Origin of the sequence: Methylobacterium durans (genome assembly GCF_003173715.1) — a bacterium.
Lineage (GTDB): Bacteria > Pseudomonadota > Alphaproteobacteria > Rhizobiales > Beijerinckiaceae > Methylobacterium > Methylobacterium durans.
In genome coordinates this window covers 6,567,972-6,585,510 of sequence record NZ_CP029550.1, presented here as the reverse complement: position 1 = coordinate 6,585,510, position 17,539 = coordinate 6,567,972, and the positions used below count along the sequence as shown (strand labels likewise).

General features: G+C 72.5%; 13 protein-coding genes and 3 pseudogenes. 7 read left to right on the top strand and 9 right to left on the bottom strand.

Annotated elements, in window-relative coordinates; translation table 11 throughout:
- The first annotated feature begins 142 nt into the window (after positions 1–142).
- The 7 genes and pseudogenes from DK389_RS30880 (at position 143) to DK389_RS30850 (ending at position 5,912) form a co-directional block, all read left to right on the top strand.
- Positions 143–744 (top strand): annotated as a pseudogene (locus DK389_RS30880) (adenylate kinase).
- A gap of 203 nt (positions 745–947) precedes the next feature.
- The gene (gene rpsM / locus DK389_RS30875; RefSeq protein WP_109895536.1) at positions 948–1,316 is read left to right on the top strand and encodes a 30S ribosomal protein S13; all 369 of its coding nucleotides are present in this window, start codon (positions 948–950) and stop codon (positions 1,314–1,316) included.
- A 172-nt stretch (positions 1,317–1,488) separates the two neighbouring features.
- Positions 1,489–1,878 (top strand): 30S ribosomal protein S11, encoded by a 390-nt coding sequence (rpsK, locus tag DK389_RS30870; RefSeq protein ID WP_109895534.1) that lies wholly within the window; start codon positions 1,489–1,491, stop codon positions 1,876–1,878.
- Between the two features lie 39 nt (positions 1,879–1,917).
- Positions 1,918–2,796, top strand: coding sequence for an MBL fold metallo-hydrolase (locus DK389_RS30865; protein WP_109895532.1), 879 nt, complete (start codon positions 1,918–1,920; stop codon positions 2,794–2,796).
- A gap of 79 nt (positions 2,797–2,875) precedes the next feature.
- On the top strand, positions 2,876–3,913 hold the full coding sequence (locus DK389_RS30860; protein WP_373866786.1) for a DNA-directed RNA polymerase subunit alpha: 1,038 nt from the start codon (positions 2,876–2,878) through the stop codon (positions 3,911–3,913).
- Positions 3,914–4,065: 152 nt separating this feature from the next.
- Entirely contained in the window at positions 4,066–4,482 is a 417-nt protein-coding gene (gene rplQ / locus DK389_RS30855; protein WP_109895528.1) for a 50S ribosomal protein L17, read from the top strand.
- 134 nt (positions 4,483–4,616) lie between these two features.
- On the top strand, positions 4,617–5,912 hold the full coding sequence (locus DK389_RS30850) for a hypothetical protein (protein WP_109895526.1): 1,296 nt from the start codon (positions 4,617–4,619) through the stop codon (positions 5,910–5,912).
- 81 nt (positions 5,913–5,993) lie between these two features.
- Here DK389_RS30850 and DK389_RS30845 read toward each other — a convergent pair whose 3' ends face one another.
- The 9 genes and pseudogenes from DK389_RS30845 to DK389_RS30810 all read right to left on the bottom strand — a co-directional run bounded on the left by DK389_RS30845 (position 5,994) and on the right by DK389_RS30810 (position 17,264).
- Positions 5,994–7,856, bottom strand: coding sequence for a response regulator (locus tag DK389_RS30845; RefSeq protein ID WP_109895524.1), 1,863 nt, complete (start codon positions 7,854–7,856; stop codon positions 5,994–5,996).
- Positions 7,853–9,556 (bottom strand): response regulator, encoded by a 1,704-nt coding sequence (locus tag DK389_RS30840; protein WP_109895522.1) that lies wholly within the window; start codon positions 9,554–9,556, stop codon positions 7,853–7,855. Before DK389_RS30840 ends, DK389_RS30845 begins: the two co-directional genes overlap by 4 nt.
- A complete protein-coding gene (gene cheB / locus DK389_RS30835) occupies positions 9,553–10,599 on the bottom strand; it encodes a chemotaxis-specific protein-glutamate methyltransferase CheB (protein WP_109895520.1) in 1,047 nt (348 codons plus the stop codon). The genes DK389_RS30840 and cheB overlap by 4 nt, the downstream gene beginning before the upstream one ends.
- Before the next feature lie 35 nt (positions 10,600–10,634).
- Positions 10,635–12,925: pseudogene (locus DK389_RS30830) on the bottom strand (hybrid sensor histidine kinase/response regulator).
- A 15-nt stretch (positions 12,926–12,940) separates the two neighbouring features.
- Entirely contained in the window at positions 12,941–14,608 is a 1,668-nt protein-coding gene (locus DK389_RS30825; RefSeq protein ID WP_109895518.1) for a methyl-accepting chemotaxis protein, read from the bottom strand.
- A 54-nt stretch (positions 14,609–14,662) separates the two neighbouring features.
- Positions 14,663–14,875, bottom strand: coding sequence for a hypothetical protein (locus tag DK389_RS35370; RefSeq protein ID WP_335645567.1), 213 nt, complete (start codon positions 14,873–14,875; stop codon positions 14,663–14,665).
- Positions 14,876–14,970: 95 nt separating this feature from the next.
- Positions 14,971–15,042: pseudogene (locus DK389_RS35365) on the bottom strand (chemotaxis protein CheW); the annotation flags it as partial.
- Between the two features lie 210 nt (positions 15,043–15,252).
- A complete protein-coding gene (locus tag DK389_RS30815) occupies positions 15,253–16,749 on the bottom strand; it encodes a CheR family methyltransferase (RefSeq protein WP_109895516.1) in 1,497 nt (498 codons plus the stop codon).
- 5 nt (positions 16,750–16,754) lie between these two features.
- Positions 16,755–17,264, bottom strand: coding sequence for a chemotaxis protein CheW (locus tag DK389_RS30810; protein ID WP_236960466.1), 510 nt, complete (start codon positions 17,262–17,264; stop codon positions 16,755–16,757).
- Positions 17,265–17,539 lie beyond the last annotated feature (275 nt).

Sequence of the window (17,539 nt, the reverse complement as noted above, 5' to 3'; positions counted from 1 at the left end):
GCGCCCGTCAGCGTTGGCCTTTTCTCCGACTCCACGACGGGTTGAAAACCGCTAGAACGTGTCGGAACGCGGCGATGCCGGGGAGGCTTCGCCGGAGACGCCCTTGAAGCCCGAATGCGGGCAATGGACGAGGACAGACGCCATGCGGATCATTCTGCTCGGGCCCCCGGGGCGGGCAAGGGAACCCAATCCGAGCGGATCGTCGAGCGGTTCGGTATTCCGCAGCTCTCCACCGGCGACATGCTGCGCGCCGCGGTCGCCGCTGGCACGCCGGTCGGCCTTGAGGCGAAGGCCGTGATGGAGAGCGGCGGTCTCGTGCCCGACGCGGTCGTGGTGGGCATCGTCGCCGATCGGATCGAGGAGCCCGATGCCAAGCGCGGCTTCATCCTCGACGGATTCCCCCGCACCGTCGAGCAGGCCAAGGCTCTCGACGCGATGCTCGCCGAGAAGGGCTTGGCGCTCTCGTCCGTGGTCGAGTTGAAGGTCGACGAGGACGCGCTCGTCGGGCGCATCGCCAAGCGGGCGGAGGAGACGGCCGCCAAGGGCCTGCCCGTTCGCAAGGACGACACGCCGGAAGTCTTCAAGACCCGCTTCGACGCCTATCGCCGGCAGACCGCGCCGCTCTCCGAGCATTACGCTCGGACCGGCATGCTCGAGACCCTCGACGGCATGAAGCCGATCGACGCGGTGACGCAGGATCTCTTCGGCCTGCTTGAGCGCCACGCGGAGAAGGCGGAGTCCTGACCGCGACATGCGGTTGACAATGCACTCGGCCCGCGCTAGCAGGCCGGTCTTCGTCCAGACGGAAGTTGGTCCGGGGCGTCCCGTACGGGGCGGCCGCGGGCCGATTTGTCGTTAGCGGCGCGCAGGGGCCGGACTCCACCGGACGCGCGCGACACCCGAGAGAGAGCCCCGGCCGCAGGCGCGGGGCCACATGGAGCAGCCCCTTGGCCCGTATCGCAGGCGTCAACATCCCGACGAACAAGCGCGTCGTCATCGCGCTTCAGTACATCCATGGCATCGGCTCCAAGAAGGCCGAGGAGATCACCGAGAAGGTCGGCATCCCGGCCGAGCGGCGTGTGAACCAGCTCACCGACGCCGAGGTGCTCCAGATCCGCGAGACGATCGACCGCGACTACCTCGTCGAGGGCGATCTGCGCCGCGAGGTCTCGATGAACATCAAGCGCCTGATGGACCTCGGCTGCTACCGCGGCCTGCGCCATCGCCGCAACCTGCCCGTCCGCGGCCAGCGCACCCACACGAACGCCCGCACCCGCAAGGGCAAGTCGAAGCCGATCGCCGGCAAGAAGAAGTAAGCGTTTCGGATCGGGAGTCCGCGCTTCGCCCGGTCTCCCTTTCCTCGCGCCGGGTGTCCCTCGGCGTCGGCAATCGGGCGGCACGGTCCTGCGGGGCGGTGCCCGCCCAGTCCCAACAAGAATCCCGAGCGCCTGGTGTTACGGGCGTGCCTGAAGGAAGTGAGCGAGACATATGGCCAAGGAACCGACCCGCGTCCGCCGGCGCGAACGCAAGAACATCGTCTCGGGCGTCGCCCACGTGAACGCGTCGTTCAACAACACGATGATCACGATCACCGACGCACAGGGCAACACGATCTCGTGGTCGTCGGCCGGCGCGATGGGCTTCAAGGGCTCGCGGAAGTCGACGCCCTACGCCGCTCAGGTTGCGGCCGAGGACGCCGCCCGCAAGGCTTCCGAGCATGGCATGCGCACCCTCGAGGTCGAGGTGTCCGGTCCGGGCTCCGGCCGTGAATCGGCGCTCCGCGCGCTCCAGGCCGCGGGCTTCACCGTGACCTCGATCCGCGACGTGACGTCGATCCCGCACAACGGCTGCCGTCCGCGCAAGCGCCGCCGCGTCTGAGCGGAGGCCGGCGAGGCATCGGAACAGGGAGGGATATTCGTGGCGGAAGGTTCGAAGCCGCTCCCGGGAGCCCTGCGTTGGCGACTCGGCGATCTGACGGTCACCGTCCTCAACGACGGTTACCTGCAGGGCTCCATCGACCTCGTCACGGGGATCTCCAAGGCGGAGGCCGGCGCGCTACAGGCGGCCGGCTTTCGTGCTGAGGCGCCCCGCCTCACGCTGAATGCCTTCCTGATCACCGGGCCCGGCCGCAAGCCGGTGCTGATCGACACGGGTTTCGGCGGCTTCGGCGGAGACACCCTGGGACGCGTGCCCGCGGCGCTCGCGCTCACCGGGGTGAAACCCGAGGAGATCGAGACGGTGCTGCTGACCCATCTTCACCCGGACCATGCGGGCGGGCTGCTCGCGGGCGAGGGGAAAGCGGCGTACCCGAACGCCGAGATCGTGGTGCATGCCGATGAGGTGGCCCACTGGCTCGGCGACGGGGCGCTCGCCCGGGCGCCGGAGGAGGCCAAGCCCTATTTCGAGATCGCCGCCAAGGCGACCGCACCCTATGCCGGCCGCACCCGGACGATCGGCGGGGGCGAGGAGGTGGTGCCGGGCGTGACAGCCGTGCACCTGCCCGGCCACACGCCGGGCCATACGGGCTTCCGGATCACGTCCGGGGACAGGGCTCTGATGATGTGGACGGACGTGGTGCACCTGCCCGCGATCCAGTTCAAGCAGCCGGAGGCGGGCGTCAGCTTCGACGTGGACGGGGATCAGGCCCGCGCCACCCGCAAGCGGATCCTCGACGAGGTCGCGGGCAGCCGCAGCTTCATCGGGGGCTCGCATCTCGAATTCCCGGCGCTCGGCTACGTCGTGCGCGAAGGCGCCGGATACAGCTTCGTGCCGGAGCTCTGGGTCGCGGCACAATAGGCAACCCATCGGACGCCGGTCCCGGCGGGGGTGAAGGGATCGGCATTCCGCGCGGGCCACGCGAGCGGACCGCGCCCGTATTGCGAGAGGTAGGATCGTGGTCATTCAGAAGAACTGGCAAGAGCTCATCAAGCCGAACAAGCTCCAGGTGACGACCGGGGACGACCCGAAGCGCGTCGCCACCGTCGTGGCCGAGCCGCTCGAGCGCGGCTTCGGCACGACCCTCGGCAACTCGCTGCGCCGGGTGCTGCTGTCCTCGCTTCAGGGCGCGGCCGTGACCTCCGTGCAGATCGACGGCGTGCTGCACGAGTTCTCCTCGATCCCGGGCGTGCGCGAGGACGTCACCGACATCGTCCTCAACATCAAGACGATCGCGATCCGCTCGCAGACCGACCAGCCGAAGCGCATGACCCTGCGCAAGACCGGCCCCGGCGTCGTGACCGCGGGCGATATCGGCGTCGTCGGCGATATCCAGATCCTGAACCCCGATCTCGTGATCTGCACCCTCGACGACGGTGCGGAGATCCGCATGGAGTTCACGGTCGCCACCGGCAAGGGCTACGTCCCGGCCGAGCGCAACCGCCCCGAGGACGCGCCGATCGGCCTGATCCCGGTCGACGCCCTGTTCTCGCCGGTGACCAAGGTCTCCTACCGCGTCGAGACGACCCGCGAGGGCCAGGATCTCGACAAGGACAAGCTGACCATGACGGTCGAGACCAACGGCGCGGTCTCGCCGGAGGATGCGCTGGCCTACGCCGCGCGCATCATCCAGGACCAGCTGCAGGTCTTCGTGAACTTCGAGGAGCCCCGCAAGGAGGAGGCCGCGCCGCTCGCGCCGCAGCTCCCCTTCAACCCCGCGCTGCTCAAGAAGGTGGACGAGCTGGAGCTGTCGGTCCGTTCGGCGAACTGCCTGAAGAACGACAACATCGTCTACATCGGCGACCTCATCCAGAAGTCGGAGGGCGAGATGCTGCGCACCCCGAACTTCGGCCGCAAGTCGCTCAACGAGATCAAGGAAGTGCTCGCCGGCATGGGCCTGCACCTCGGCATGGACGTTCCCGGCTGGCCGCCGGAGAACATCGAGGATCTCGCCAAGCGCTTCGAGGAGCATTACTGAGGCGCAGGGCGCTCCGACGGGGGACCCGGCGCGACGTCGCCGGGCCTTCGCGCCAAATTCCCGCCGCGGGGTCAAGCGGAACGAACAGCCTCGCTCCCGAGGCGCCTGGCCGTACCGTGGCACGGCGGCCATAGAACGAAGGACAGCCAACAATGCGTCACGGTTTCCGCGGTCGCCGCTTCAACCGCACGGTCGAGCATCGCAAGGCGATGTTCGCCAACATGTCCGCCGCGCTGATCAAGCACGAGCAGATCATCACCACCCTGCCGAAGGCGAAGGACCTGCGTCCGGTCGTCGAGAAGCTGATCACGCTCGGCAAGACCGACAGCGTCCACGCCCGTCGTCTCGCCATGTCGCAGCTGCGCGACGAGGCCATGGTGAAGAAGCTCTTCGCGGTCCTGGGCCCGCGCTACAACGCCCGTCCGGGCGGCTATTGCCGCATCATGAAGGCGGGCTTCCGCTACGGCGACAACGCCCCGATGGCGGTCATCGAGTTCGTGGACCGGGACGTCGATGCCCGCGGCCAGGATTCGGGCCCGGCCCAGGGCGGCGAGGCCGCCGCGGCCTGAGGCCGGGGCGACATCGACGCGGACGGATGAGGGCGGCCGAGAGGCCGCCCTTTCTCGTTGCGGGCCGCAACGGATCGGGAAGGGATCGCGTGCGATCCTCGCCCGATCGACAGGCGCGCCCGGCGAGGTCCTTCGTGCTCGGCCCCCAATCGCCCCTCCGCCTGCTCAGCGGGCTCCTCGCTCTCGCGCTGGTCGCGCTGGCCGCCGGCCCCGCCGCTTCAGAGACGGTCACGTTTCATCTCTCCGATGACGGGACGTGTTCGGCGAGCGCAGCGCCCCCGCGCCACGGGCCGCTCGCCTGCACGGTCTGGCGACGGCAGGATCTCGGCCGCTTCGGCGCCGCGACGCTGACCGCCCTGCAGATGGTGGCATCGGACCCGGACGGCGCGGCCCTCGGCGAGGTCGTCGTGACGGAGACAGAGGGTGCCACGCGCCGCATCGTCACCCGTCAGCGCCCCGGCCACCAGCCCGACTTCGCCGACCTCGCCTGGCCCGAGGGCGAGGCGCTGCCGGTGCCGCATCTCGAAGGGCCGTGGACCGCCGCGGCCGCCCAGGTGGGGGAGGCCGTCGTGCTTTGGGTCGGCGGCGTCGAGAACCCCGCCGTCGTGAAGCTCGGCGGCCGCTGGCGCGAGACGCGCATCCGCGAGGTCGTCGCGGCGGCGCGGGCCGAGGCGAAGGGCCGCCTCCTCGGCCAGCTCGTCGGCTTCGAGCCGCGGACGATGGAGGCGCGCTTCGCCGCCTTCGAGCCCCTCGATCCGCGCCGGCCCGGACCCGCGATCCGCGGCGAGCTCGCCATCTACCGTCTCGTGGTCCACGCCTCGGGGGTGCTCGAACTCGGCAAGCGCCGGCCCGCGCAGCCGCTGCCGGCTCCCCCCGAGGGGCAGGAACCCGGCCGGACCGCGCCGATGCGCTTCGAGGCGGACGGCACGGCCACCTGCGCCACCTCGGCCTTCGGCGACGACGACGATCCGGCCGGTCTCCACCTGCGCGCCGCGCCAGCCGCGACGGCCACGAGCCTGATGCGGGTGCCCAAGCTCGGCGGTTACGGCCTGGATTTCGAGATCACGGGCGCGCGGGACGGCTGGTTCCGGGTGACGAGCGGATCCTATCCCCTCGGTCCCGAGGAGCTCGGATCGCGGGCGCGCAAGACCTTCTCCGGCACCGGCTGGGTGCACGGCTCCAAGCTCGCTACCGGGCTCTCATACCGCGAGTTGCACGTCCTCCCGCATCCGCTCTCGGGCATCGTGGCGCGGGTGGACAACATGCCGGGCGGCCCGAGCGCGCTCGACAATTTCGGTGCGGGGCAGGCGCAGGCCCTGCGCGGCTGCCTCGGACGCTGGATCGAGATGGACGTGCGGATGCCCTCGGGGGCCGTGCATCGGGGCTGGATGCCGCGCACTTGCGCCAACCAGCTCACCACTTGCGGATGACGGCAGGGCCCGCTCTCTCGTCCGCGAGCGGCGCCCGCCGCGGCAACTAGGACTTCCCGGCACGGCTGCCGCGGACGGCTCTCAGGCCGCGTCGCCCTCCAGCAGCTTCGAGACCCGTGCCGCGAGTTCCGCCGAGCCGAATGGCTTCTTCAGCACCGGCACGTCGTCCGGGATCTGCATCGCCTCGGCATGCCCGGTCAGGATCAGGACGGGCACGCCCGGCCAGCGCTCGCGGACGGTCGCGGCAAGCTCGACACCCGTGATGCCCGGCATGGCGAGGTCGGCCACGACGAGGTCGAAGCGGATCCGCTCCAAGAGAACGAGGGCCGCGCTGCCATCGGGCGCCTCGGTCTCGCGGTAGCCGAAATCGCTGAGGAAGGAGGCGGTGACGTGCCGGACCTCCTCGTCGTCGTCGACGACGAGGATGCGGGCCGGTCGCGCTGCGACGGGCGCCTCGGCGGCCGGGGCAGCCTCGGCATCCGCAGCCGCCTCGGCCCGGGGCAGCACGAGTTCCACCAGGGTTCCGCGCCCGATCGCGCTGTCGATCCGCAGGCGCCCCTTCGATTGCTGGGCGAGGCCGAACACCATGGCGAGGCCGAGGCCGGTGCCCTGGCCCACCGCCTTGGTGGTGAAGAACGGCTCGCAGACCCGCTGCAGGATCTCGGGCGGGATGCCGGTGCCGTTATCCCCGACGCTGATCGCCAGATACGAGCCCGGCGTCAGCTCCGGGTCGTCGGCGATGTCGGCAAGGTCGGTGGCGATGGTGATGCCGCCGCCCTCCGGCATCGCGTCGCGGGCGTTGATGCACAGGTTGAGGATCGCGAGTTCGAGCTGGTCCGGATCGACATGGGCGGTGGGCAATCCGGGCCGCAACCGCGTCGTCACGGTGACGAGCCCGCCGAGGCTGCGGCCGAGCAGGGCGTCCATCCCCTCGATCAGGGCGTTCACGTCCGTCGAGCGGGCCTGCAGGTCGTGCGAGCGGCTGAAGCTGAGCAGGCGCTTCGTCAGCGAGGCGCCGCGCTGCGCCGCCTGGGTGGCGTTGTCGATGAGGCGGCGCACCCGCGGCTGGTCGCCGACCTTCGGCCCGGCGAGTTCGAGGCTGCCCAGGATCGCGGTGAGGAGGTTGTTGAAATCGTGCGCGATGCCGCCCGCCAGGGTGCCGAGCGCCTGCATCTTGTCCGACTGGCGCAGCCGCGCCTCCAGGGACTTCTGCTCGGTGACGTCGCGCTCGATCGTGGCGAGATGCGCGACCTCGCCGGACGGGCCCCGGATCGGCACCCGCGTCACCTGGCTCCAGCGCTCGGCGCCGGCCGGCCCTTCCGCGTCGAGGCTCTCCGCCGCCTCGCCGGAGGCGATCGCGGCTGCGTCCGCCCGCTCGGCCGAAGCACCGCGCCCGCCCGCGATCTCGGCCTCGGTGCGTCCGAGGCAGGAGCCGGCATCGGTGCCGAGCAGCGCCGCCTTGCGGGCGTTGAGGCGCACGAAGCGCGCCTGCGCGTCCTTGAACGAGATGGCGTCCTCGGAATGCTCCAGGAGGCCGCGCAGCAGGGCGCGCTCCGTGGCAAGATCGCGCCCGAGCCGGTAGCGCTCGAAGGCGTTGCCGACCGTGTGGCGCAGGAGGGCCGGATCCCACGGCTTCGTGACGTAGCCGGTGATGCCGCCGCGGTTGAGGGCCGCGATCACGGCGCTGATGTCCGCGTAACCCGTGAGCAGGATCGCCTGTGCCTCGTGGAAGCTGCGGGCCTCGGCCAGCATCACGTCGCCGGTCATGCCGGGCATGCGCTGGTCCGAGAGGATCACGGCGATGTCCGGATCATCGACCAGCCTGGCCAGCGCCTCCGCGGGCTTCGTCGTGGTGACGACCCGGTAGGTATCCTCGAACAGGTCCTCGAGGGCGATCAGGATGTCCGGCTCGTCGTCGACGGCCAGGATCGTGCCTCTCGTCATGCGCTGTCCGCCTGCCGTGGAATGCCGATCACGAAGCAGGCTCCACCTCCTGGCGCCGTCTCGACGGTGAGCGAGCCGCTATGCGCCTGAACGACGCTGTATGCAATCGCCAGCCCGAGGCCGGTTCCGGAGCCCACGGGCTTCGTCGTGAAGAAGGGCTCGAAGATCTTCTCCCGCAGGTCCTCCGTGATGCCGGGGCCGGTATCGCTGATGCGGATGACGTCGGTGTCCTCCGTGCTCTCGGTCACGACCCGGATCGTGCCGCCCTCGGGCATCGCGTCGGCGGCGTTGCCGAGGATGTTCATCACCACCTGGTTGAGGAGGGCGGGGGTGCAGTGGATCTCGGCCCGGCCGGCGAAGTCCCGCTCCACCGCGATGCGGCCGCCGAGCTTGTGCTGGATCAGGGCCAACACCGTCTCGATCGCGTCCGGCACATTCACCCGGGAGCGCTCGCCCTCGTCGAGGCGGGAGAACTTGCGCAAGTTCAGCACGAGATCCTGGATGCGGGTGAGCCCCATCCGCATCGAGCCGACGCGGTCGCGCGCCTTGGCGAGCGAGCGCTCGGCCAGCGCGTCGCCCGGGGGCGCCGGCACCTCGCCGAGGAGCCGCTCCACGGTGCCCTGATGCGCCAGGATGAAGGCCAGGGGGTTGTTGATCTCGTGGGCGATCCCGGCGACGAGCTCACCGAGCGAGGCCATCTTGGCCGCCTGGACGAGCTTCGCCTGCGCCTCGGTCAGCTTGCGGTTGGCGTCGGCGAGATCCCGGTTCGCCTGCTCAAGGGCGCCGGCGAGCTTGGCGCGGGCCTCCGCCGCCTCGGCCTCGGCGCGGGCGCGCTCCAGCGCCCGCTCACGATCGCCGAACTCGCCCGCGATGCGGCGGTTGTCCTCCTCCAGCAGGCGGCGGCGCACGAGCCCGCGCACCCGCATCACGAGGACGTCGCCATCCGCCTTCGAGACGACGTCGTCGGCGCCCGCCGCGAAGGCGGCGACGAGGAAGTCCTTGGCCGGCGCGCTGCCGGCGATGCCGACGAGGTGGAAGGGCGCCCCGTTCTCCGCCAAGGCGCGCCGCGCGTCGATCGCCCGGCACAGGTCGAGCCCGTCATAAGCGGGTCCGAGGAGATCCACCGTCACGCAGTCGAAGGCGGCGCCCGGCGCGTCGAGGGCGGCGAGAGCCGCGTCCGGCCCGTCCGCGGCGGTGACGCCGTGGCCCTCCTGGGCGAGGAGGCCGGCCAGGAAGGTGCGGTAGGTGGCGCTGCCGTCGATCACGAGGACGCGCCCGCGCCGGAAGGCGGCCACGCCCGGCGCCTCGGCCGACGCGCCGCCCTTGCGCTCGCGCAGGAGCGCGCGGATGCGCAGGATCAGGAGGTCGCGGTCGGCCGATTTCGCGACGTAGGCGTCGGCCCCACTCTCCAGGCCCTGGCGCTCGCCGTCGCGGGCGCCCGTCAGCATCAGGAGGGGCAGGGCGCGGGTGCGCAGCGACAGGCGCATCTGCCGCGTGAACTCGTCCCCGTTCATCCCGGGCAGGTGATAATCGGCCACCACGAGGTCGGGCAGGCTGGTGTTGAGATGGTCGAGCGCGGCCTCCGCGGTCGGGCAGCGCTCCACCGCGAAGCCGCGGCTCTCGAGAAGCAGGCGCAACTCCAGGGCCTGCGTCTCGGAATCCTCCACCAGCAAGAGGCGCGGGGGCGCCGCCTCGCTCATGGCTGCGGGTCCGGCTGGACAGCCCGCAGGATCTGGCCGGCGACGCGGTCGAGGGGCAGCACGCTCCGGGCGGCGGAGAGGCGCACGGCCGCCGCCGGCATCCCGTAGACCACGGCCGTGCTCTCGTGCTCGGCCATCGTGTCCCCGCCGGCCCGGCGCATCTCGAGGAGGCCGAGCGCCCCGTCCTCGCCCATGCCGGTGAGCAGCACGCCGATGCCGCGCGGGCCGGCCTGCCGGGCGAGGGAGCGGAACAGCACGGTGGCGGCGGGCCGCTGCCCTCCGACCGGGGGCGCATCGAGGATGCGCAGGATGCCGTTGGCGCCGAGTTCGAGGTGCCGATCGCCCGGCGCCACGTAGACCCGGCCGCCCACCACCCGCTCGCCGTCCTGCGCGAGGGCGACCGGCAGCGGCACCACCCCGTTCAGCCAAGCGGCGAAGCCCTCCATGAAGGCCGCGCCCATGTGCTGGACGACGAGGATGGGCAGCGGGAAATCCTCCGGCAGGGCCCCGATGACGCGGGCGAGCGCTGGCGGGCCGCCGGTCGAGGCCGCGATGGCGAGTACCGTCGGCCGGTCCGACGGGGTGGCCTCCGGCGCGGCCGGAGGCGCGGCGCGGCGCCCTGCCCATTCGGAGCCGATCGGCCGGCGCCGGATCACCGGCACCTGGGCCATGATCCGCAATTGCGTGCAGATCTCGCCGGCCACCGCGTCGTAGCCCGAATGGGTCGTGGCGACCGGCTTCTCGACGACCGAGAGGGCGCCGGCGCGCAACGCGTTCATGGAGATGCGCAGCGACGAATCCTCGACCGCATCCGCCACCACGACGATGGGCGTCGGGTGCTCGGCCATGATGCGGCGGGTGGTCTCCAGGCCGTCGATGCCGGGCAGCCTGATGTCCATCGAGATCACGTCGGGCCGCACGGCCGCGATCTGCTCCAGCGCCTCCTCGCCGGAGGCCACGGCCGCGACGAGGACGAGGCGCGGGTCGCGTCCCACGATGTGCGTGAGGAGGTGGCGCACGACGAGGCTGTCCTCGACGAGCATCACGCGGACCGGCCCACCCAAAGCCGCCCCTCCGCTCACAGCAGCTGCCCGATCGTGTCGAGCAGCTGGCGCTGGTCGAACTTCTGCTTGGTGAGATAGGCGTCCGCGCCGAGTTCCAAGCCGCGGTTCACATCCTCCGCCTCGCCGCGAGAGGTCATCAGGATGACGGGCAGCCGCGCGAAGGCCTCGTCGGCGCGGAGCGCTTTGAGGAGGCCGAACCCGTCGAGGCGCGGCATCTCCACGTCGGCGACGACGAGGTCGACCGTCTCGATATCGGCGCGCAGCCGGTCGAGGGCGTCCTGCCCGTCGACGCAGACGACCACGCGGTACCCGGCCGCTTCCAAGATTCCCTTCTCCAAGGTCCGCGTGGTGATGGAATCGTCCACGACGAGAATCGTCGAACGTGGCGCCGGACCGCCCGTTCCGCCCGCATCGGCGCGCGATTCCGCCGCGCCGCCCGCCATGCCGGCTGATCTGGCCTCGGCGGCCCGCGCGGCAAGCCCCTCCGGATCCAGAACGAGCGCCGGCACGTCGCCGGGCAGGATCACGGTGCCGGACACGATCGCGGCATCGGCGCCGATCGGTGGCGCGGGCAGCACGAGGAGGGTGCGCACGTCGCGCAGCGCCTCGACCGCGAGCACGAAGCCGCCGCCGGGGCGCAGCAGCACGGCGATGAGGCTTCCGGCCTCCGCAGGCTCGGCCATCGGCACGCCGACGAGTTCGGACAGGGTGTAGACCGGCAGCGTCCGCTCCGCACCCACGCCCTCGATCGACAGGACCGGCCGCCCGAGCGCCCGGCCGAGGCTCGTGCGCTCGTGGCGCAGCAGGCGCTCGACCGCGGCGCCGGGCAGGGCGTAGACCGTGCCGCCCGCCTCGACCAGCAGCAGGGTGCGGCGGGAGGCCGAGATCGGCAGGCTCATCACGAGGGAGGTGCCCCAGGGCTCCCGCGCCTCGAGCCGCACGCTGCCGCGCAGGGATCGCACCGCATCGGCGACGACCGACAGCCCGAAGCCCCGACCCGACAGCGTGTCGACCGCCTGAGCCGTCGAGAAGCCGGGCTCGAAGACGAGCCCGAGGAGCGCGTCGGGCTCGGCCGCCTCGCCGGGGGCGAGGAGGCCGCGGCGGCGGGCATTGGCCTCGATCGCGGCGAGGTTCGGGCCGGCCCCGTCGTCGTGGATGGCGATGTGCAGGCGCCCGCCGCGCACGCCGATCTCGAAGCCGATGGCGAGCGCGGGCGGCTTGCCGGCGCGGCGGCGGGCCTCCGGCGGCTCGGCGCCGTGGCTCAGGGCGTTGCGGAGCGCGTGTAGGACCGGATCCTTGAGGATCTGCAGGAGGCCCCGGTCGAGGGGCAGATCGAGGCCCGTCACGGTGAGATCGATCTCGCGGCCCTGCTCGCGGGCGGTCTCGCGGAGCGAGCGCGCGAAGCCGCCGAACACGGTCTCGGCTGGCACCAGGGCGAGGCGCTCGGCCTGAACGCGCACCCGCGCCGCTGCCCCGTCAATGGCGCTCGAGGCCCCGGCCTGCCGACGCGCGAGCTCGCTCGCTTCCCGGGCGAGCGCCGCGAGCCCACCCTCGATGCCGCGAAGCTCGGTGCGGAGCGCGTCCAGGGCGGCGGAGATCGCGTCCGGATCGGCCGCGCGTCCCGGTCCGCCGAGTCGGGCGAGCGTCCCGCCCGCACGGCCGGCCTCGGCGCGGCGGCGCAGGGCGGCGGCGGCGCGGGCGAGGCGCGCCAGACCGTCGCCGACCATCGCCTCGCCCCGAGGCTCGTGGTCAGATCGTGCGTCGCCCGCATCAGGGCCTCGACGGCATCCGCCGGCACGCGCAGGAGGGATTGGGCTGTCTCTGCCTCGGCCGCCGCCCTGGGCGCCGGCGCCGGCCGGGAGCTGGGGACGGGTTCGCGCGGGGCATCCGGCTTCGGGGCCTGCACGGGCGGCGTCCGTGCCTCCGGACCCGGCGTGCCGAGGCGCCGGTCGAGAGCGGCGATAGCATCGCCCGGCATCCCGGGGGTGTCCGAGCCCTTCAGCTCCGCGACGAAGGCCTCGATCCGATCGAGGGCGAGGTGGGTGGCGCTCGTTGCCTCGCGGTCCAGGGCGGTGGCGCCCGCGACGATGCGCTCGAACAGGGTCTCGAGGCGATGGGCCACGGCCTCGACGGCGGGCAGATCGACGGCGCGGGCCGCGCCTTTCAGGCTGTGGGCACGCCGGAAGATGTCGTTCCAGTCTGGCTGGCGCCCCTCCGCGCCGCCGGCGAGCGCCGCCCGGATCGCGTCGATGTGCTCGCGATGCTCGACCTCGAAGGCCGCGAGGAGTTGCTGGCGGATGTCCATCGGGCGCGGCGGACCCTAGTGCCGGTAGCGCTCGGCGAGCGACATCAGCGCCTGGGCGAGCTCGGTGAGGTTGGCGGACGCCGACTCGACCTCGCGGGTGCCGGCCGCCGTCTGCTGGCTCGCCTGCCGGATATTCTGGAGCGCGCCCATCACCTGCTCGATGCCGAGCTGCTGCTGGTTCGTCGAGGCGACGATCTGCTGGAAGGTCTGTACGCTCTCCTCGACGCGAGCGGTGATCTCCTCGATGGTGCGCTGGGTCGTGTCCGAGCGGGTCTTGCCGGTGGCGGCCCGCTTCACCGCCTCCTCGGTCAGCATCACCGAGGTGTTGATGCCCCGCTGGATCTCGCCGAGGATCGAGCGGACCTGGGCGGTCGCGCTCTTCGCCTGATCGGCGAGCAGCTTCATCTCGGCGGCAACGATGGCGAAGCTGCGCCCGCCCTCGCCGGCGGCCGCCGCCTCGATGGCGGCGTTGAGCGCGAGGAGGTGGGTGCGCTCCGAGATGTCGTTCACGGTGGTGATGATCTCGCCGATCGTCTGCGTCTTCTCGGAGAGCGCCACGATGTTGCCGGCCACAGCCTCTGCCTGCTCGCGGATGGCCTCCATGGCGCGGGCCGTGTCGGCGACTGCCCGCAGGCCCGCCTTCGAGGTCTGGGCGGTGGCCTGGGCGGTGGCGATCACCTCACTCGCCCGCTTGCCGATCTGTGCGCCCGAATGGGTGATCTCGTCGACGGTCGCGGCGGTCTCCTGAACGGCGGCGAACTGCTCCTCGACGGAGGCCGCCTGCTCCTGGGCGGAGGCGCGGATCTCGGCCGCCGCGGCGTTCAGGTCGGCGGTGGCGGCGCGGTTGGTGCGGGCGAGGTCGGCGAGCCCTGCCACCATGCCGTTGAGGCTGCGCCCGAGCCGGCCGATCTCGTCGGTGCCGCGCGCGTCGAGGGTCTGGGACAGATCGCCTGAGCCGACCCGCTCGGCGAACTCCATCACCCGCTCCAGCGGGCGCACCACCGCGCGGCTGATCAGGACAGTGACGAGGATCGCGAGCAGGATCGCGGCGGCGAGCGTCAGGCCGACCGAGATGCGGCTGCGATCGTAGATGTCGCGCACGCCGCGCTGGCCGGCGGCGATGCCCTCGTCGAGGATGTCGCGGGTCCGGTCGATGCCGCGCAGGAAGACGTCCTGCGTGCGGTTGAGGTCGTCGTTGCGGGTCTCCACCGCCTCGATGTTCTTCTCGGCGACCGCGGCGAGCTGCGTCTCGCTGCCGCTGCGCAGCTGCCGGAAGGCGGCGGCCGCCTCAAGGGCCGATTCGTTCATCCGCTTCCAGATGGCCGAGCGCTCCGGCGAGATCGAGGTGGCGCGGAACTCGTCGGTCGAGCGGACGAGGGCGGTGAGGGCGACCTCCGTCTCGCCGGCGGCCCGCCGCCAAGCGAGCGTCGGGTCCTCCGTGTCGGCGGCCCGCTTGCCGGTGATCGCCGTGATCACCGCGTTGCGGCGCAGGATGCCCATGTCGCGGGCCCGGTTGGCGAGATCGTCGAGCTTGCGGGCGACGGAGAGATCGCGGGTGACGATGGCGTCCGTGGTGTCGCGCACGGCCCCGATCTGGCCGAGCGCGTAGAGGCCGAGCGCGACGATCACCAGCGTGACGGCGACAAAGCCGAGAAGGATCCGTTTTCCGATCGAGAGCGACACGCGTTCAGGCTCCGAATGCGGCGGCGGGCCGGGGACGAGCCCCGATGGCCGCGCTCAAGGCAGGTAGCGCCGCAGCAGCCGCGGCAGGTCGACGAGGGCGAAGTCCCCAGCCCCGGCGGAACCGGGACGGGCGGGGGCATAGCCCGAAACGGCCTCGCTGCCCAAGCCGATGGCGAGCGCGGAGGCAGCCGGTGCGGGCCCCTCGGGTTCGGCCCCTCCGATGCGGCCCGTGCCGACCACCCGGTCGACGGCGAGCGCCACCGGCACGGCGGTACCGCGCAGGACGACGAGGTGCCCCCCTCGGCGGGTGTGCCACCGCGGCCGAGCGCCCGGGCGAGGTCGAGCACGCTGACAATGCCGCCCGAGAGCGCGACCAGGCCCAAGAGAGCGGGGCTCGCGCCGGGCAGGGCGGTGCAGGGGCGGGCGGGCACCACCTGCGCCACCTCGGCGAGGGGCAATCCATAGCGCTCGGGCCCGCAGGCGCAGACGAGGAAAGCGCTGCCCTCGCTCTCGGCGCGGACGGCCTCGCCCCGGCGGGCGAGCGCCAGCGTCCGCGCCTCGCGCAGGGCGCGGATCCGGTCCGCCTCGTCCTGTCGTCGTCCGTTCGCGCTCACGCGGGCCTCCTCATTCCCTGCGGTCGCCGGTCAGCCCGCTCGCGAGCCGATGCGGGCTCTCGCCAGCCGAGCGCTCTCGGCGATCTCGCCGGCGGTCGCACCGTCGGCCTCCGGCAGCACCAGGGTCGGGGGAAGCGCTTCGCTCAGGCGGCCGGCGTTGTCGAGGGCCCGCCGCGCCGGCCCCGGCCGGCCGAGGGCGGCGAGCAGCAGGCCGAGATGGTAGTGGGCCATCACGAATCCGGGATCGAGGTAGAGCGCGCCGCGCAGGGAGCGCTCGGCCTCCGCCTCGCGCCCGAGGCTGAGGCCGAGCAGACCCTCGTAGAGGAGGAGCCGCGGGTCCGTCAGACCGGCCTGCACGGCCGCACGGGCGCCGCGCCACGCCTCGGCCGTCTCGCCCGCATCGGCAAGGGACCGGACCCGCTCCAGCACCTCCCCGAGCGACGGGAACTCCTCGGGCGGCAGCGTCTCCGCTGGCGGCGGGGCGCCGGTCTCCGCCTCGGGCGGCGGCGGCGCCGCCCGCGCGCGCGGCGGCGGCTCAGGGAGGGGAGACGGCTCGGGCGGAGCGGGTGCGGGAGGCGGCGCCAGCCGGACCGTCGGCGCCGGCACGGCCTCGTCGAGGCGGCGATAGGCGACGGTGCCGGGCAGGTGCACCGGGGTCAACCAGTCGGCGAAGGCCGGGTTCGGCTCGGCATGGCCGATCAGCAGCCAGCCGCCCGGCCGCAGCCGGCGCCCGAGCGCCCGCACGATCCCCGCCACCGTCTCGGCGCTGAAGTAGATCAGCACGTTGCGGCAGAGGATGAGGTCGAATTCCGCGAAACGGGGGGGTGCGCTGCCGTCGAGGAGGCTGAGCAGATTCTGCCGCTCGAAGCGCACCATGCGGCGGAACTCGGGGCGCAGGGCGTAGCCGCCCTCGCGGGCTGCGCCGGGCTCCGCGGGCAGGCGCCGGAAGTAGAGGTTGCGCGCCTCCGCCGGCATCGTGCGCAGGGCCCAGCGCCCGTATTGCGCATCCCGCGCCGTCGCGAGCGCCGCGGCGCTGATGTCGGTCCCCATGATCGCCACGTGCCAGGCGGGGAGGGACTCCCCCAGGATCTCGCGCAGAAGGATCGCCACCGAGTAGGGCTCCGCGCCCGTCGAGCAGCCGGCGCTCCAGACCTTGAGGTTACGCTCGGGCTCGCGCGCCGCGATCAGGCCCGGCAGGATCGTCTCGCGCAGCGCCTCGAACTGCTCCGCGTAGCGGAAGAAGAAGGTCTCGCCGATGGTGATCTCGGCCTCGAGCGCCGCCCATTCGCGGGCGCCGTCCTGGCCCTGCGCGAGGAGGGCGCGGTAGGCGGTGGCGTCGCCCGCTCCGCTCGCGCGGAAGCGGCGGCGGAGCCGGTCGAACAGGAGGCCGTCCTTGTCGGCATAGTACTGGTGACCCGTGCGGGCGATGATCTCGGCCTTGAGATCCGCGTAGCCGGGATCGGCGAACGGGTCGCGCCGTTCCGCCCGCCGCGGGGCGAGTTCCTCCCGTGACGGGTCGCGGGCCAACGGGCTCAGGCCGCCGGCAGGTCGGCGAGGCGGGAACGCGCGGCGCGGGCCAGGGCCTCGACCCGCCCGTTCTCCTCCTCGGTCAGGATGCGGGCGAGGCTGAGGGCATGGACGAGGCGGCCCCGTACGGTGATCTCCGCCTCGACGCAGCCGTTGAGCGTCTGGCCCGGCTCGACCGCGCGGACTGCGTCGGGGGTCACGCTGACGAGGTCGCTCGCCCGGTCGACGAGGAGGGCACGCCCCCCGTCCGCCACGACGACGAGATGCGCGTAGAGGCCGGGATCGGAGCGTCCCGCCCGCAGCCCGAACAGGCGGGCGAGGTCGATGACGGGCACCGGGTTCCCGCCGAGGTTCAGGAAGCCCGCGAGCCAGGAGCCGCCGGTCGGCGGCTGGAACAGGTCGGGCAGCGGCAGCACCTCGCGGACCGCCTCGCGGGGGAGCGCGCAGGCTTGCCCGGCGACGTCGAGGAGGAGGTAGGAGGAGGCCCGGGTGTAGGCCGTCTCGGGCAGCGCCACGGGGGTCGTCGCTTTCGTGCGGGTTGCGGTTTGCGAGGTCCTGGGGCGTTCCAATAGGCCGCGGCTCGGAGCCCGGCAATGTGGCGCAATATTCGCGGTCTCCGCCGTTGACCCGACAGGTCCCCTCCGCTAAGAGACCCAACACTTTTAGCGACTCTGCTGCCAGAGCGGGTCGAACAGGTTCGAGACGTCACCCCGATGCGTCACATCCTTATCGTAACGGAAGCGCCACTGACGGGGCGGCCCTGAAGCCAGGGCCGCGATCCGGGCGGTGG

Bases quoted from the DNA above. Each gene is read 5' to 3' on its own strand.
- DK389_RS30840 (WP_109895522.1), bottom strand. From the start codon at position 9,556: ATGAGCGAGGCGGCGCCCCCGCGCCTCTTGCTGGTGGAGGATTCCGAG.
- DK389_RS30845 (WP_109895524.1), bottom strand. From the start codon at position 7,856: ATGACGAGAGGCACGATCCTGGCCGTCGACGACGAGCCGGACATCCTG.
- rpsK (WP_109895534.1), top strand. From the start codon at position 1,489: ATGGCCAAGGAACCGACCCGCGTCCGCCGGCGCGAACGCAAGAACATC.
- rplQ (WP_109895528.1), top strand. From the start codon at position 4,066: ATGCGTCACGGTTTCCGCGGTCGCCGCTTCAACCGCACGGTCGAGCAT.
- cheB (WP_109895520.1), bottom strand. From the start codon at position 10,599: ATGCTCGTCGAGGACAGCCTCGTCGTGCGCCACCTCCTCACGCACATC.